The following is a 16160-nucleotide window of genomic DNA, read 5'->3' on the forward strand; positions in this document are numbered from 1 at the left end:
AACTCGCCTGTACCTGCGAGCCGGAAGTAGATCGCGTTCGTGTCGCCGCCTTCCTCGAGCGCTCTCATTAGTCGTCAGCTTGAATTTACCCGTTGAAGCGGAGATTCGAACTGCGCTTTGGGCGTGGAGAGGCGCGCGAGAAGTTTTGACGTTGATTTTTTGACAGCGGTGTACACGATCAGCCCGCCGGCAAGAGCATGCCGGCACGTTTCGCGATCAGGTTGAATATCAGAAGGAAGATTATGTGCGGCAGTTAGATTGAGTAGGATGCATCTCCGAGCAGCAGCCCCCGTGCCACTAGGGTGCTTCTGTAGTTCGGGCTCAAAGCTCAAGGCCGCAGCGACGACGAGGGCGGCTGGCAGCCCCAAAACGGCGGCTTGATGCCTATCTTGTCATCATTGGTGTGGCGATGTGGGGCGGCTTGCTCGGGTCGCAAAGTCGCCTGCTGGCGAGGCGCTACAGACGAGATAATATCATCAATGCTGGCGCTGGTTGGGCGACGAGGCGTCTGGATTTTCGGCAACGAGGTGTTTTGTGACCAAGCTGATACTCCGAATATTTGCTCTTCTGGTGACGGTCTTGCCCGTAGCAACGCTGGCCGGCGGGACCTGCCTCCTGCATCCAGAACCATTCAAGCTTCAATCCGACACGGTCCATTGGTCGGTCAAAATCGCTTCGGGCGGTCAATGCATCCAGGGCTTGCGTTGGTCGACGATTATGATCGATCACATTGCCATCACGGAGATGCCCAAATCGGGGCAGCTCATGATCCAAGGACCTTCGTTCCGCTACTTGTCGAATCAGGGCGCGCGCGGAAGCGATTCCTTCAAGCTGAGCATTACGGGAACGTCGATGCGGGTCGCGGGCAGCTCGTCGATCGAGGTCGAGATAAGCGCAGAGTAGTTGGCCGTGTTTGGTGCTACCTACCTGCTGGTCGTCTGGCAACCACGCGATCTCAAAACGCGAGGTTTGCGCGTTCTGAAGGCTGCGCAAGGCTACGCCTAGTCAGCGCGGCGGATTGGTCAATCCGCTATTGTTGTTGATATTGGGATTTGCGGAGACCGCCGGCGGCACGCCTTGGCTGATCGGATTTTGGAACGGGTTGTTGGTCGGCTGAGTTGCGACGGACCTGCGGGGATACTGCGGCTGGCTCCTCTGCCCCTGTTGCTGCGTTCCTTGGGCAACCGCCGCTGTAGAGGTCGTAAGCGTTGCCATGATGAGAGCTGTGAGCAGGGCCGAGTGCATTGTTGCCTCCAGCAATCTAACGCGATGTAACAGCCACGTTTACTTAGGCGTGGAGTTGCGAATTGGAAGGCGTCAGAGCTTCTTGCAGTCGGTGTAGAGAACTCCCGTGGTCAGGACTACTCGCTCAATGCAATGCCGAGGATCGGTGATCTCTCCTGGAACTGTGAAATCGTATGCCTGTCCCCTGAGGATCAGGGCGTAGCGCCCCGGCGCCAATTGCAGCTCCGGATCTTCACTGTGCAGCTCGTACATCTCGGGTGCATCCGGGAGGGGGGACGAACGAAACGGGAACGATACGTTTCGGATTACCCAAGTCGCCTCGCTGTCGTCGGGCCTCTTTCCGGCGGCCTCGGCCGAAAATTCCCGGGTGACCCTGGCGAGGATGCGAACTTCGGCTCGGTCGGCCGCATTGGCCGCGGAATCGCGGCGGAATACGACAAATTTCGGGCGTCCATTCGGCAACATGGTCGGGCTCGGCGCCTTGAGCGCCGCCGACACCGCAACGCGGATATCTGGCGGCTTGCCGGGGAGAAGCGGTAACTCCACGAGACGATCGTGGCCGACAGCATAAATGCCGTAGTCCGTCGGCCGCAACGGGTCCGGCTTCGCCGGAGCCGGAGCCGGCCTCGGAGCAGGCGCGCTTGCGGGTCCAACCGGCGGTGAGGCGACCATTCTTTCTTGTGGGGATAAGCCTTGGGACGCATTTTGCGCCAAACGCCACAAGCGCTCACGTTGCTGGAACGCGAGTAGAACTCCGCCGAGGACGAGTAACATCGCGGCAGTTCGCCGCACCAGCGCAAACTGCGGGTTTCGGCGGTGCGCCGCCGTGCGTTTTGGTTCATTTAGCTGGGCCCGCTCGGGAGGCGTTGGCTGCGGTGCCGCGGCCTGAGCGACTGAGCTTGGCAGATGATGCAGCCAGCCCGGGGGCTCGCCAGGCTGTACCCTGGACGGCGAGGATGCGAGCAACGGCTGTTGCTGGGAGAAGTGTTCAACGCCCCGGATTGCGGTCTCGAGCGCCTGCTGAGCGCGTTTGCTATCCCTGGCATCCGCGTGGGTGAACTGTTCCAGCAGTTTGTAGCGCGCGAGGTCGTAGACGGCCTGACGCAAATGCTCGGGGCTCTTGTCCACCGTCTCGATCATGCGGGCGATGACGAGCGCGAATTGGATCTCAGTGGGAGCGTGGTCCGGCTGTTCGGGATCGCTTGGTATCAGGTCGCCCGAGGTCATCGCCAGGGTGGCATTTGTGACTGCATAACAGTCACATTAGACCAATCTGGATGCGACGAAAACGGCATTTTCGGCTGTATCGTCGCTACGCATCTCGACTAGAATGGCTGGACGCGGCGGATTAACCGGTCTAGCCGTCGGGAAAGCTGTCGTGCGGGGAAGATCACCATGCTCGCGAATATGAAATCGCCCTTGATGCTATTGGCCGTGACGTGCCTTGCGGTCGGCGCTCTCCCAGGCCACGCATCCGCAATCACGGCCGAGCTTGCGCGCAAATGCAGTGCATTGACGACCAAGCAGTTTCCGCCGCGCGAGCCCGGCAATCCGGCCGCCGGCAGCGCAAAAGGGGCAGGGCGTGCTCAGCACGGCTACTTCGACAAATGTGTCGCCAACAACGGCAATGTAGATGCCGGAACGCCGCCCAAGTGATTGCCGAATTGGTGTCTTGTCGCAGGCTCTCTAGGGTTGGTGTTGCGCGGATGAGGAAGGCTTGTCTGGAGCAGGAATATTGCCCTCCTTCTCGATACAGTTCTTGAAATAGGCTTGGCGATCCCCGCTCATCCGTACCGACCCGGGTCGTTGATATGGATAAGCGATGTAGGAATAATGCATGCACTTCCGGGCCACCTCGGCGCTTGGACCGGCCGCAACCGCGGTCGGAATGAGCGTGCAGGTCAGGAACACGAGATTGATTGCGACCTTCAAGTTTGTCTCGGGTAGTGAGAGGGTGGGTGGCTCGAACGAATCCAACGAGCCGACTATTTACGCGTTGGATTTTCCGTCTTTCTAGCGTCGGCCCCCGACCCGCTAGCGGGATTTTAGTTCCACATTTACCAACCCTGCCCCTTTGCTGTCGAGACTTACCGAACGTTAGCCCGAGTTGGTGCATCGTCCTCAAGAAGGATGTCACCAATGAAAATGCTCACTGTTCCTGCTCTCATTTTGCCGATGATCGCGGCTCTTTTGATCGGCCCTGCGAAGGCAACCCCAAATTGCCTACGGGACAATCAGCCTTATAAGCTTGCCGGCGACAGTATCGATTGGTCGATGACGATCAGGCCCGGCGCCAACTGCATTCAGGGACTTCGCTGGTCGACAATGCAAATCTACAGCGTGTCGATCGCGGAGCAGCCGAAAGGCGGCGAAATAACATTGGTGGGCCCTGGATTTCGCTATTTTGCCAAGTCGGACTTTAAGGGTAGCGATAGTTTTGCGCTTGTGGTCGTTGGAAAAAATCGTCACGACGAGGGACAGTCCGTCATTCATATCACGGTCAGCGCCTCAAACGACGGCCTCGTCGCCAATCTGGCAGGTTATTGAGCTGAGTCGTCTTGGACTTGATTTAGCTCGTGGTCTCCGTGGATTGTGATGGCTTCCTCGATCGCGCGAGCGAGGCCCGCAGAACCAGAATCATCAACTGACCTACGCCCAGTCCGCATAGGGCGCCCGCTGCCTTTGCGAGGGCATCGATCATGCGTCCATGTCGATCTGGTGTGATCAGCTGGAGCGCTTCAAGGCCGAAGGCGCTCCCAATGACAATCGCGAGCGCGAATCCGATCCGGCATTGATAGCTAAGCGCGAAGGCCGTTCCGAGCAGAGCAAACGCCGCGAAGTGCTCGAACTGGACGCCGGCCAGGATCGGACGCTGCTTGATAGGCGACAGCGTCACATAGGCGACATAGGCAAGGACAAGCCAGCTCGTAAGCTTGCACAGTTTTTGACCACCGAATTCCAACAAAATTCTTCTCACCTATGGCAAGTTGCTCTTCCGGAGCGCGGGGCCCGTTCAAGGCCGTTCCCAGTCGAGAACTGTTGTTGCGATCCAGCTGACCGCGCGCAGGCTGCGGGGCAAGGAACGGGCCAGCCTCGACAGGGTTGTGCAATTGCATACGCAGTGCGGTGGCGAAAATGCGCCGTTGGACCGAGGAAGAGATATCGCGGCTGAGGATGCTTGCCCAGATACGGCGCGCATCTCAGATCGCAATCGAACTCGGGCGATCAACCGGTGAAGTTCATCGCAAAGCTCGCGAGCTCGGCCTCTCTCTTCGCCTCCAATCTCAGACCAAGCGCCCAAAGCCTTGAAACACAAGGTCGCGGGGTTTGCATGGTTGCCACCTTTAAAGCGAAAAGATCGTGCGCTACCCTGAGCATTATTTGTGCTCCAATCCTGTCCAAATGAAAATCGGCGCCCGACACATTCTCATCGCGCTTGCCGCCTTTGCTCTTGGAGCCGTTTGCCAGGAGCGGTTCTACCTCGCGCGGTCGCTGCAGACGCTCGCAAGAGGGATCGTCGGCGAACCGTTGTGGCAGCGTTGGTTTCCCCGAACGGCACCGCGGCCGCGCAATTCCGTCTTTGAGGCTTAGCTCACTAAGCACAAAGTGAATGTCTATATTCAGTCCACCATCGAATGCTCGAGGGCCGTATGCGGTGGGATACTCGATGACATTCGCGCCCTTAACGAGCTCCTCCGCACCTACGCCGACAAGAATGGACTGACGTTCGTCGATTTGAACATGTCACTTTCATCCCCGGACGCGGGTCTCATCAGGCAATGCACCTATGACGGAATTCACTTGCTCGGGCCAGGGTACGTACAGTGGAGAAGGGATATCGAGCGGTACGTCCGCTAGGAGGTACCGAGCATGTCAGCCGCATATGTAGATTGCGACAATTGCATGCCGCACGCTCCCTCGATGCGAGCACGCCATCCATGTGAGGGCCGTTAAGGTTTATTCCGGGCGCGAAGCAACTTGCCCTAATGTTGGGCGTGCGATCGGATAGGAAGATGGTCTAGGGTGTTTAGTGGAACATCTGTTATCAACGAGAAGAGCATTTCATGCGCATCGCCATGATCGGCACGGGCTATGTGGGACTGGTGTCCGGCGCCTGCTTCGCGGATTTCGGTCACGACGTCACCTGCGTCGACAAGGACGAGAAGAAGATCGCAGCGCTTCATCGCGGCGAGATCCCGATCTACGAGCCCGGGCTGGACGAGCTGGTCGCGACCAACGTCAAGGCCAAGCGGCTCGATTTCACCACCGATCTGTCCAAGCCGGTCGCGGACGCCGACGCCGTGTTCATCGCGGTCGGAACGCCGTCGCGTCGTGGTGACGGTCATGCCGATCTCTCCTACGTCTACGCCGCCGCGCGCGAGATCGCGCAATCGCTCTCGGGCTTCACCGTCGTGGTGACGAAGTCGACGGTTCCGGTCGGCACTGGCGACGAGGTCGAGCGGATCATCCGCGAGGCCAACCCTAAGGCCGACGTCGTCGTCGCTTCCAACCCCGAATTCCTCCGCGAGGGCGCGGCGATCCGCGATTTCAAGTTCCCCGACCGTGTCGTGGTCGGCACCTCCGATGAGCGCGGCCGCAAGGTGATGGGCGACGTCTATCGCCCGCTCTCGCTGAATCAGGCGCCGCTGATGTTCACGGAACGCCGCACCGCCGAGATGATCAAATACGCCGCGAACGCGTTCCTCGCGACCAAGATCACCTTCATCAATGAGATCGCGGATCTCTCCGAAAAGGTCGGCGCCAATGTGCAGGAGGTCGCCCGAGGCATTGGCCTGGACAACCGCATCGGCACCAAGTTTTTGCACGCCGGCCCAGGCTTCGGCGGCTCCTGCTTCCCGAAGGACACCAAGGCGCTGATCAAGATCGCGCAGGATTACGATGTCTCCTTGCGCATCGTCGAATCCGTGCTGGCGGTCAACGAGAACCGCAAGCGCGCGATGGCGCGCAAGGTGAGCCAGGCGCTCGGCGGCTCGCTGCGCGGCAAGACCATCGCCGTGCTCGGCCTCACCTTCAAGCCCGACACCGACGACATGCGCGATGCGCCGTCGATCCCGCTGGTGACAGGCCTGCTCGACATGGGCGCCAAGGTGAAGGCCTTCGATCCCGTCGGCATGGAGCAGGCGAAGAGTGAGCTGCCCAGCATTATTTATTGCGAGGACGCCTATTCCTGTGCTGAAGGCGCCGACGCGCTCGTCATCGTCACCGAATGGACGCAGTTCCGCGGTCTCGATCTCGACCGGTTGAAGGCGACCATGGCACAGCCGATCGTCGTGGATCTCCGCAACATCTACCGCCCCGAAGAGATGGCCGCAGCTGGCTTCCAATACGAGAGTGTTGGACGTTCGAATGAGGCGCTAGGCAGGTAGCATTTTCTCGCATCTTTCGCCAAAGTGGCTTTAACACATGGCAAACCCTCTAATGTGCCAGTTTACCACTCAGCTCGGAAGCTTTCGCGGGCTAATCGGCTAAAATCTTCTCCGCTTCAGTCCGGCCCGCATAAACATCATTGAGAGTATCTTTGATGATCCCTCTACCCTTGGCCCGTTCACCTGTCGCAATTAAAATGGCCCCCAGATGGAAGCGCATTTGCGGCGTCAATAGTCGATCAGGGTTAGCCAAGTTCATTAGTTCTCGTGCTTTATCAAATTCACCTAGGCGATAGGCCGACCAAGCCAACGTATCGAGAATCGCTTGGTTTTTGAAAGTCGCGTTTACCTGCAGGATATCGCGAGCTTGGCGCAGAGCGTTCTTATCCAGAGGAATCTGATCGGCAAGTAGATTTGCAAGTTCGTTGGCGCCAATGATTGACTCGGGGTTGGAGCTAAGCACATCGCGATAGCTCGCGATCATGCCATCGATTTGCCCGTTGGATTTCTGAACGTCCGCGCGCCCAAGAAGCAATGGCTCCTTCGGCGCTCCGGCCTCTATCCCGCGATCCAATGACGTCAGAGCCTGCTCAATTTGCTTCCTTTGCGCGTAACGCGCGGCTTGTTGAAGATATGGCGCAGCGTCTTTTGGCGTGGCGCGCATAGCTGACTCAAGTAGGGCGTTCGCTTTGTCCGCCTGGTCAATGCTGTCATAAAGGCTGGCGAGGGTCATATCGTAAGCCGCAACGTCGGTCGGCGAAATATTGGAGGCAATCCGTTCAAGCCGGGTTATTGCCTCGCCTGCTTGTCCAGCCGCGATTGAAGCGCGGGCAAAAGCTTGAGCGCCTGGTACGTCAAAGCGGTCGTCGACTTTTTGGATCAAGAGCCGGCGATAAAGATCGACCGCATCAGGGTACTGTCCCTGTGCCTCTCTGATTTCGCCGTCAAGTCTGATGACCTGCTGCCCGGCCTCGGGCAACTTGCTGAGCTGGGTAAGGGCTGAATACGCAGTAGAGAAATCTTTGCTTCGAAGCGCAAGCCGAATTTGCAACACTCGCCCATCGATCGAATCGGGATTACGCCCCAGGAAATCATCGACGGTACGCCGTGCTTCTCGAAGGCCCCCTAGACCGATTTGGATATCCACGATGCGCAGGATTGGCGTGAGATCCGATGGCCTCAGGCTCGTGACGCGCCTAAGAGCGGCAACAGCCTCCTTGGCCTGATCATTTTGAAGATAGGCGTCTGCCAACAGCGAGAACAGTTCCGCATTTGCAGCCTGACGTCGAGCTATCGACAAGAACGTATCGACTGCACCTGAAGGGTTTCGCTCCTTCAGCAATAGCTGCCCGCGAACGGCAAGCGCCTCATCGTTAGCTGGCTTACTCTTTGTCGCGGCCTCCAGCACGCTCTTGGCAGATCCAAGATCATTGTGCGCGATCAAGAGTCTTGAAAGCGCCAACTGGGCTGAACTGCGCGACGCCTCCGAGTGGGTTCGCGCTGTTGCGTCATTCAGAATTTTTGCAGCGGCGACAAACTGATTGTCTCGTGCGTAGACATCCGACAATACGACGTCATAGACAGTGGTCTCTGGCGCAGCCGCGATCGCTGAAGTGAGCTCACGAATAACAGCATTCTTGTCGCGGTGGCGGGTAAGATAAGAAACGAGCTGCATTCGCATGTTGATGTCGCCGGGAGCTATGGCAACCCCATCCCGCAGAACCTGCTCACCTTGCTCAACTCTCGAGTTCCTCGCAAATAGCTCGGCAAGGGCGACCCGATATTCAACCTCAGAGGGATCGTTTGAAATCAGCGCTCTATAAATTTCAAGCGCGCTATCCAAGTGTCCTTGTTGAGCTGATGCTTCGGCCTTCAGTTGCAAAAGCCTCCCGTCCGAAGCATCGGTTGCCAGACCAGCATTGATTCTGATTAGCGCATTGGCTGGGTCCCTTCTCTGAAGCGCCTCTTCGGCTAAGACTGCATTTGCGACGACATCTCCCGTATTCTCGGCCAATATAGCTTCTGCGTCAGCGCGCGCATTACGGCCATCTCCCAATCGCTGCCTTAGAAGGGCCCGATAGCCCTTCATCGCTCGGTCATTGGGCAGATCTGCGAGGCATTTGGCGATCCACTGCTCCGCGAGATTGTACGCACGAGCTCGGATCAATAATTTTGCCGCCGCCGCTCGCGCTTTTTCGGAGCGCGGCGCGGTTGCGTCCGCAGTCACGAATTCGTTTAGAGCCCTGTCCAAATCGCCGAGTTTTTCCGCAATCTGCCCAGCGAGAAAGTGCGCCTGACTGGCTTTAAAGTCGGCCTTGATGGATGCCTCAACCTCGGCGCGCGCCGCCTGAAATTGGCCCGCACTGTACAGTTCTTGAGCCTTGATTAGAGAAGACGAAGCAGTCTCACGGCTCTGTTCTTGCTTCCCGCAAGCCGTGAGTAGCAAAAGAACCGCGCATACTAAAAGCTTCAGCGAAATTTTCATGGAATTGACGGCGCCTGAAAGTTATTGATCAAAATGGTTGCAGCTGCCGCACCTGCTACACCTTCGCACCGCAGGCCTCGCATTTCTACCCATCATCAAATAGGATTAACCCCGAACGATTTGCTGAGGCGACTATGGAAGCAGTCAATTTTCGGCGGACCGAAGGCAGGACCTTTGGGGGAGCGTTTGCGCTCGCCATTTGCATTGGTTCGATTGCCGGCGGTTGGCGCTCGCTGCTTCCGCTTTTTTCGGCCTGGAACCAACAGGAATATAGTCACGCCTGGTTTATTGTCCCGTTAGCTGTGCTCATTTTCACACAACGCCTCCGCACGGCCCAGATTGGTGGAAATTATGCAATTGGCGTTCCACTTGTGGCATTGGCAGTTGCCATCATGTTGTTCGCATGGACGACAGGCAGCTACACACTGACCATCTACGGTACCATATTGGGCTTAGCTGGGTTTGCATGGGCATCGTTCGGGTCAAACTCCATGAGGGTCTTGGCCGCACCTTTGGTGTACCTACTTTTTGTGGTCCCACCTCCGCTGACCATCTATATGTCGCTTTCGGCAGAGATGCAGTTATTATCTTCCAGGCTTGGGACGATTTTTATTTCATTGTTTCAGGTGCCGGCATTGCTCGATGGCAATGTGATCGTCCTCGCCACCGGAAACCTCGAGGTTGCGGAGGCTTGCAATGGTCTGCGTTATCTCTTCCCGCTGATGGGTTTCGCATATCTTGTTTCAATGTTGATGGAGGACCGGCTCTGGAAGAAAGTTTTGGTTCTTCTGTCCTGCTTTCCGATCGCTATTTTCATGAATGCTGGCCGGATTGCGATGATCGCTGTGCTGCTTGGCTATTTCGACCTTGATACATCGGTCGGCGTGATGCATACCGTCGCAGGTTTCGCGGTCTTTTCGCTATGCATAGGCGTATTGTTTCTCGAGGTTTGGTGTCTGCTCAGTATTGGAAACCCGCCCGGTCGCTTCCTTGTATCCGATCTCATGATCGTTGATAAATTCACACTGGATAGGTTGATCAACTGGCCGCTATCGCGATCATCGCTTTCTGCAGGTATCGTCTTGCTTGCTGGGGCGGGCCTTCTCGCAAGCCTACCCGCCGTGCGCGCCGAAATCATGCCCACGCGTCAGCCATTAGCGCTGTTCCCCATGGAGTACAAAATCTGGCGCGGTGTGCCGCACGTCCTTGATGGGGATCTGGCCGATTCGATGGGATTTACGGACTATCTCTTGGCAGACTACGTCGATCCGACCGTCGGTCTCTCGTTGAACTTTTACGTGGCCTACTACGCATCGCAGCATGCTGGTGCTCATCCGCACAGCCCTCAGTTTTGCATACCTGGCGGCGGATGGACCATTACCAGCCAATCGGTAGTCGAGTTGCCTTTCAATGAAGGCGTATCAATCGACGTGAACCGCGCCATCATTGAAAAGCGAGATGTGAAGCAAGTCGTGTACTATTGGTTTGAGGAGCGAGGCCGCCATATCGCAAACGAAAATGCACTTCGATACTATGCGATTAGAGACGCCATTGTTGAGAACAGGTCAGACGGAGCCCTCATCCGCATTGTCGCGACGATTCACAATGGAGAGGATGCTAAGGCAGACGCAGTTGTGAAGAAATTCGTCGCTGATATTGGTCCTATGATCGAATCTTATGTTCCGAGTCGAATGTCGCGGGAACCCGGCATCCGCTAAGTTCGTAGCTGCCGAAATTGGAGCGCAGCGCTTCTATTGCGCATTGCAGAATTTTTCATTGCTTTTCTGATTGTTCGGAATTAACGTTGGTTAACGAAGTTTTTCAACGTTTGCGGTTTATTTGGAAGGGGCGCTAGATGAACAAGCTAGCTAAATATTTGGGCGTGGTTTCCCTTGTGTTTTCATTTGTTGGCCCAGCGTCAGCCGCGTCGTTGCAAGAGTACCTTTTTACGTTCAGCTACAATACAAATGGGTCGTTTACTCTTTCTAACCTCTCCTATTCTTACTCTGGGGGCAGTAATACGCTCTCCGGCATTTACACGACTTCGGGCGGAGGGGTCATCGGAGCGGGCTCCGGCAGCATAAGTCAGCTTGTTTCTGTTGATACATCAAAAAGTTATGCTAGCAACTATTCTGTGTCCCATTTTACTGGTACAACTTCAAGTTTTGGTCTGTCGGTTTCGGCGGTGCCACTTCCGGCTGGGCTTCCATTGTTTGCCTTGGCAATCTTTGCTCTAGGCTTGGTTGGCTATCGAACCGCACGTAAGCGTGCGATCAGTCTACAAGCAGTTTGATTTTATTCAAGAATTGGGAAGGTTGTCTCGGCTGCTTGGTTGGTTTGGCGCCTTGGCTACAGACTATCCTTCCCAACTGGCCTGCAATTTCACTGAAGGCCAAGTGATAGTTTTCTCTTTCTTCGGGCTCTGCAATCGTCCTCTTTTATATCTGAGCCCTCAACCCGAGCCTTATTGGGATACCACCCTGCCGCCGCCTTTCAGCGTATGCGCTTGGGGCGGCGATGCAAAGCCTGACCTCAGTATTCTCTAAAACTGCTCTTGTGCTGACCCATGCTCATGACGATGGCCGTTGGAAGCGAGACGGGTTCGATGCCACGCGCGGCGGGTCGGATCCATTTGGCAGGCGAGGGCATGGTGGATCGTGTGAAACTCCGTTGCACCTGGAATTCGGAGACGATACCGGCAACGTCAGTAGGGCGAAGTGATGTCTCCATTGCCTTCTGGCGGAAAATATTCAGCAGAAGGTGCCGCAACACGCGATAGCACTGTATCTTCGACGAGCGCCCATCGTCGCCGCGCGAACGGTTCCTCGCGACAAGATCACCTTCATCAACGAGATCGCTGACCTTTCCGAAAAGGTCGGCGCCAATGTGCAGGAGGTCGCGCGTGGCATTGGCCTGGACAACTGCATCGGCACCAAGTTTTTGCACGCCGGCCCAGGCTTTGGCGGCTCCTGCTTCCCGAAGGACACCAAGGCGCTGATCAAGATCGCGCAGGATTACGATGTCTCCTTGCGCATCGTCGAATCCGTGCTGGCGGTCAACGAGAACCGCAAGCGCGCGATGGCGCGGAAAGTGAGCCCAGGCGCTTGGCGGCTCGTTGCGCGGCAAGACCATCGCGGTGCTCGGCCTCACCTTCAAGCCCGACACCGACGACATGCGCGATGCGCCGTCGATCCCGCTGGTGACAGGCCTGATCGACATGGGCGCGAAAGTGAAAGCTTTCGATCCCGTCGGCATGGAGCAGGCCAAGGGCGAGCTGCCCAGCATCACCTATTGCGAAGATGCGTATTCCTGCGCGACCGGTGCGGATGCGATCGTCATCGTCACGGAGCGGGTGCAGTTCCGCGCGCTCGACCTCGACCGGCTGAAGGCGACCATGACGCAACCCGTCATCGTTGACCTCCGTAACATCTACCGTCCCGATGAGATGGTCGCGGCCGGTTTCGTCTATGAAAGCATCGGACGCTCGAGCGCGTCGCGCGAGGGCTAGGCAGATAGCGATCGTTGGGTGCCGCGAAAGGCCTCCGGGCTTTATGTCGCCAAGGTGCTCGCTGATTTCGCAGGGCTGTTGCCGCGCTTCCGCGAAGGCGTTGGACTGGATGAGCAAAGGTGTAGATTTTTTGGATGGGCCGCATTTGGCCAAGGCGTAAGCGTGTGATGCCTTCGTCAGCTTCGGTCGGCATTTTGTCAGATCCGGTAAGGCTTTCGGGCAGCAGGGTGCGGATGCCCTAATCAGCGTTCACGTCGGCCTCTTGCCGTAAAGAGGGCCAACGTCCACGCCCGGTCAGCGCATTAGTTGAACGGCGCGGCGATCGGCCTTATCTAAACATTTGGTCGCAAAAGGGAGAACTCCAATGAGGAAGCTCGCCATTATCGCGCTAGCGGTGCTTAGTCCCGGGATCGCGATAGCGCAGGATTCGACAAAAAAGGCGGATCCAAAGTCGGACAATTGCTTCTATACGGTTGGAACTCAGGCCATTCAGGTCCCGATTGGCGGGCGCATTTGTCGGCGACAACCTGCGCCTTACAATGACAAATATTCGTTGCTCCGCTGTACCCCACCGCTCGACGAGATCGATTCCGATGTCAAGCGAGGGGACGCTCGCTGCGACCGCTACGAAGAGAGAGAATAGCGGTTCGCTCACTCGGGGGCGTCGGCTAGGTCATCGCATGCCGATGTTTTTCGACCAGTTGATTTAGGCGGACTTGATCTGCTGAATTCCGCAGATGGTCGGACGGATGGGCAAGCAGCTCATACTCGAACGTCTCGCCCGGTGAAAGGCCGTCCAAGACGACCCAGCCCTTTGAATTGATGCGAAACTGGATATCCGGTGGCCCGTCTTCCATGGTCCATAGCTCTCTACTTGGTTCGTGGGGAGAGTGTAAGGACCTCTCAGGCTATCGCGCTGTGCGGCCACTGTTGTCGTTAGGATTTGCCGATACGGCGGGTGGAACGCCCTGTCCGATTGGGTTTTGGAACGGGTTATTGCTTGGTTGGGTGGCGACTGAGGTTCGCGATTGTCCCTGCGTAGGACGCGCCCGCGTCCCTCCATTTACGGAGCCTTGAGTGCCGTTTGGACTGATCTGAGCCGCAGCAGAGATGATCGAACTTCCCAGCATAATGACGGCAATCGTGAGCCTTTTCATCTCTTTTACTCCGGTTCGCCTTTGACACGCCGTTACGTCTAAGGACGCGGGAAGTCCAGGGAAATCCCTAAAAGGTGCCGCGCCGTCTGGCCGTCTGTGGCACGATATGAAGCCGAATATTCCGGAAGTGGGAGTGGTAGGTCGCTGCCGGAAGGGTGCGCCATATAAGAAGGGCGCCGGTACCCAGGCTAAATCCGATCCAGCAAGCCGTGACGTAGATCCAGAACATAGTCTTAAACGCCTGGTCTTGTTCGAAGTTCCAAAGGGTACTTCAGCTAGCCACTTCACAGTTTTAAGAGGGGGGCCGTCTAGATCGAGGACCGGTGCGGCCGAAGGTCAAACCAAGTGCGTGGGCGCTGTTGCGGATGGCCTTGGCCGACCGATCGAGAGCGACTGCGATCTCCTCGGGTCGCTTATTGCTGGCAACCAGATCGCGAAGGCTCTTTTCATCGCTGGCAGTCCATCGCCGCAATATTGGGTAATTGCGGTTCATTGTGAGGACTTAGGTCCGCGGTGGAGTGTGTCCTCAGTTAATATGCGGAGCGAAATGCCTAGCGACCTGGCCTTGCGGTGAACCTCGCCAGTCGAACGTCCCAACTCAATCGCAATCTGCGTTGCTCGCCGCCGTTGTGCGAGCTTCCTCAATCTTGCAATTTCTTCATCAGTCCAACGGCGCATCGCTGGTTGAAGCGCGAATCGGGCAAGAAGTTTCGATGGTTCCGTGCATCATTAATCAGCACGAAGTTCATCCCTTCAGGGAGCGGACCATTGGGACTGCCATGGTCGCGGTAACCTTGGGGGAGCGGCGCCAACGATCCAGCAAGATTCGATCTTGGTTTTGGATACGGCCTCGACAGGGACGAATATCTGCACGCTGTTTATGAGCAATGGCTCCAGCGGATGGGCGTATTCACTGACCAGCAATCCCGGCAATCAATTCCAGATTTCGGGGGCGTCGCTGCAAGTTGCGGGCGCGCTTACCGATGGCGTTTATGCTGTCGGCGTGCAGGCCGTGCGAGGCGCCACTGTCATCACCGGTTCTATGATGGTGGCGGTGACACCGACGGATTTTCCGGTGCCGGTCTCCACCAAAACCACGTTGGCGCAGTTCCATACGATGGCGGACGTCCAGTCCCAAAGCTTTGGGGCCGGAGCAGACACCGCGATGTCGGATAGTCCTTACGGCTCGACGGCGATCCTTGTCACGATGAATGGCGGGACCAATTATTACACGTCGAAGACGATCCTGGGGACCGGCCTCGACGCCAGGAACGGCACTATCCGCTTTACCTTCAAGCCGTTCAACGTGAACCTGACCTCGTTTGAGATCCGCCTGTTCTCCGCGGGCACGCCGTCATCGCCTTCGGCCAACTATCACTCTCAAGGCGGCATTAGCGGTATCACGTCCCACTTCACGCGAACTTTGGGCGTCAACAACGGCGTATTCGAGTCTATCGGCTATCCGGTCAACCAGTTCAAGCCCACGGGCACCGGTGCCGATCTGACAGCCCTCAAGTATGCAGCGCTCTACGGGCGCGGCAGCGCGGGCGGCATGTTCTGCGTCGGCGACATTGACTTCTATCCCAACCTGCGCACGAAGGCGGCGGTCATCCCCACCTTTGATGACGCATGGGCGAGCGCTTACACCATTGCAAGACCGCTGATGCAGGCTGCGCTCGGAGGAGCTTGCCCCATTATGATTATTCCTGGCGCAGTCGCCGACCCCGTGAACGGCGTCGGAGGATCGGCTACCGGAGGCTCTGGGAAAATTACCTGGGCGCAGATCGACGAAATCTGGGCGGCTGGTGGCCAGCTCGGTGCGGGGATGTATTCGACGGAAGACGTGAACATCGTCAACGCGATGACCGCGGCGCAGCGCACCCTAGAATTTCAGAAGGTTCGCGCGCTCGCGCTCCAACACGGACATTTCCGCGACACGGCTGATTTTGGCTATCAGTCTGGGATCGCGTATTCAAATCTCGCTACGTTGCCGCAGATCAAATCGACGTTCCGGTCGGCCATGAACGGCCTAGCCGGTATCAACGCTAATCCTCCATTTGCTCCGTCGGAACTCCTTCCATTTGGCGATCAATGGAGTGTCCAGAGGCTCCAGCACGGCCTCACCGGTGGCACCGGGTCGCAAGTGTGGACTATCGTCCAATACGCACTCGACATCGCGGTCGCGAACAAGGGCGTTTTCTTCCTCGACCATCATGATGATCTCTACACGAACCCGGACGTCTACAACTCATATGTCAATCTGATCAACTACGTCACGGTGCTGCGTCCTGACGTCATCGAGTTCAAGACGATGCGTTCTTTGCAGGCGCCGTCCAACGGCGACGACATGACGAAGTGACAGCGCCGTGGTCGTGCAA

At 57.1% G+C, this 16160-nt stretch carries 12 protein-coding genes and 1 pseudogene; 8 read left to right on the plus strand and 5 right to left on the minus strand.

What is annotated here, in order from left to right; translation table 11 throughout:
* Positions 1–534 precede the first annotated feature (534 nt).
* Complete coding sequence (locus UP06_RS32770; RefSeq protein WP_050032373.1) at positions 535–903, plus strand: hypothetical protein; 369 nt, start codon at positions 535–537, stop codon at positions 901–903.
* 414 nt (positions 904–1317) lie between these two features.
* On the opposite strand, the gene UP06_RS32775 is transcribed toward UP06_RS32770, so the two are convergent.
* Positions 1318–2472: a hypothetical protein gene (locus UP06_RS32775; protein WP_045007844.1), complete on the minus strand. Its 1155-nt coding sequence runs from the start codon at positions 2470–2472 to the stop codon at positions 1318–1320.
* Between the two features lie 168 nt (positions 2473–2640).
* Between UP06_RS32775 and UP06_RS32780 the strand changes: the two genes are divergently transcribed.
* A complete protein-coding gene (locus tag UP06_RS32780) occupies positions 2641–2901 on the plus strand; it encodes a hypothetical protein (RefSeq protein WP_045007845.1) in 261 nt (86 codons plus the stop codon).
* Between the two features lie 30 nt (positions 2902–2931).
* On the opposite strand, the gene UP06_RS41865 is transcribed toward UP06_RS32780, so the two are convergent.
* Complete coding sequence (locus UP06_RS41865) at positions 2932–3177, minus strand: hypothetical protein (RefSeq protein WP_082081795.1); 246 nt, start codon at positions 3175–3177, stop codon at positions 2932–2934.
* A gap of 207 nt (positions 3178–3384) precedes the next feature.
* On the opposite strand from UP06_RS41865, the gene UP06_RS32790 reads away from it, so the two are divergent.
* Entirely contained in the window at positions 3385–3792 is a 408-nt protein-coding gene (locus tag UP06_RS32790; protein ID WP_197087443.1) for a hypothetical protein, read from the plus strand.
* Positions 3793–3814: 22 nt separating this feature from the next.
* Here UP06_RS32790 and UP06_RS32795 read toward each other — a convergent pair whose 3' ends face one another.
* Positions 3815–4207, minus strand: coding sequence for a VanZ family protein (locus tag UP06_RS32795; protein WP_045007848.1), 393 nt, complete (start codon positions 4205–4207; stop codon positions 3815–3817).
* Positions 4208–5309: 1102 nt separating this feature from the next.
* Between UP06_RS32795 and UP06_RS32810 the strand changes: the two genes are divergently transcribed.
* Positions 5310–6632 carry a UDP-glucose dehydrogenase family protein gene (locus tag UP06_RS32810; protein ID WP_045007851.1) on the plus strand — a complete coding sequence of 441 codons (1323 nt, stop codon included), beginning with the start codon at positions 5310–5312 and terminating at the stop codon, positions 6630–6632.
* A 91-nt stretch (positions 6633–6723) separates the two neighbouring features.
* On the opposite strand, the gene UP06_RS32815 is transcribed toward UP06_RS32810, so the two are convergent.
* Positions 6724–9117 carry a tetratricopeptide repeat protein gene (locus UP06_RS32815; RefSeq protein ID WP_045007852.1) on the minus strand — a complete coding sequence of 798 codons (2394 nt, stop codon included), beginning with the start codon at positions 9115–9117 and terminating at the stop codon, positions 6724–6726.
* 134 nt (positions 9118–9251) lie between these two features.
* Between UP06_RS32815 and xrtD the strand changes: the two genes are divergently transcribed.
* From xrtD to UP06_RS42285, 3 genes and pseudogenes are all read left to right on the plus strand, one after another.
* Positions 9252–10835, plus strand: a complete 1584-nt coding sequence (xrtD, locus tag UP06_RS32820; protein WP_045007853.1) for a VPLPA-CTERM-specific exosortase XrtD — start codon at positions 9252–9254, stop codon at positions 10833–10835.
* 137 nt (positions 10836–10972) lie between these two features.
* Positions 10973–11410: a hypothetical protein gene (locus UP06_RS41210; RefSeq protein ID WP_156163391.1), complete on the plus strand. Its 438-nt coding sequence runs from the start codon at positions 10973–10975 to the stop codon at positions 11408–11410.
* Between the two features lie 536 nt (positions 11411–11946).
* A pseudogene (locus UP06_RS42285) lies at positions 11947–12625 on the plus strand (nucleotide sugar dehydrogenase); the annotation flags it as partial.
* A 668-nt stretch (positions 12626–13293) separates the two neighbouring features.
* Here the strand turns inward: UP06_RS42285 and UP06_RS32835 are convergent.
* Positions 13294–13482, minus strand: a complete 189-nt coding sequence (locus tag UP06_RS32835) for a hypothetical protein (protein WP_045007855.1) — start codon at positions 13480–13482, stop codon at positions 13294–13296.
* A 1132-nt stretch (positions 13483–14614) separates the two neighbouring features.
* Between UP06_RS32835 and UP06_RS32845 the strand changes: the two genes are divergently transcribed.
* Positions 14615–16141 (plus strand): polysaccharide deacetylase family protein, encoded by a 1527-nt coding sequence (locus UP06_RS32845; protein ID WP_156163392.1) that lies wholly within the window; start codon positions 14615–14617, stop codon positions 16139–16141.
* Positions 16142–16160: the final 19 nt, after the last annotated feature.

It is taken from the genome of Bradyrhizobium sp. LTSP857 (assembly GCF_000938285.1).
GTDB lineage: Bacteria > Pseudomonadota > Alphaproteobacteria > Rhizobiales > Xanthobacteraceae > Bradyrhizobium.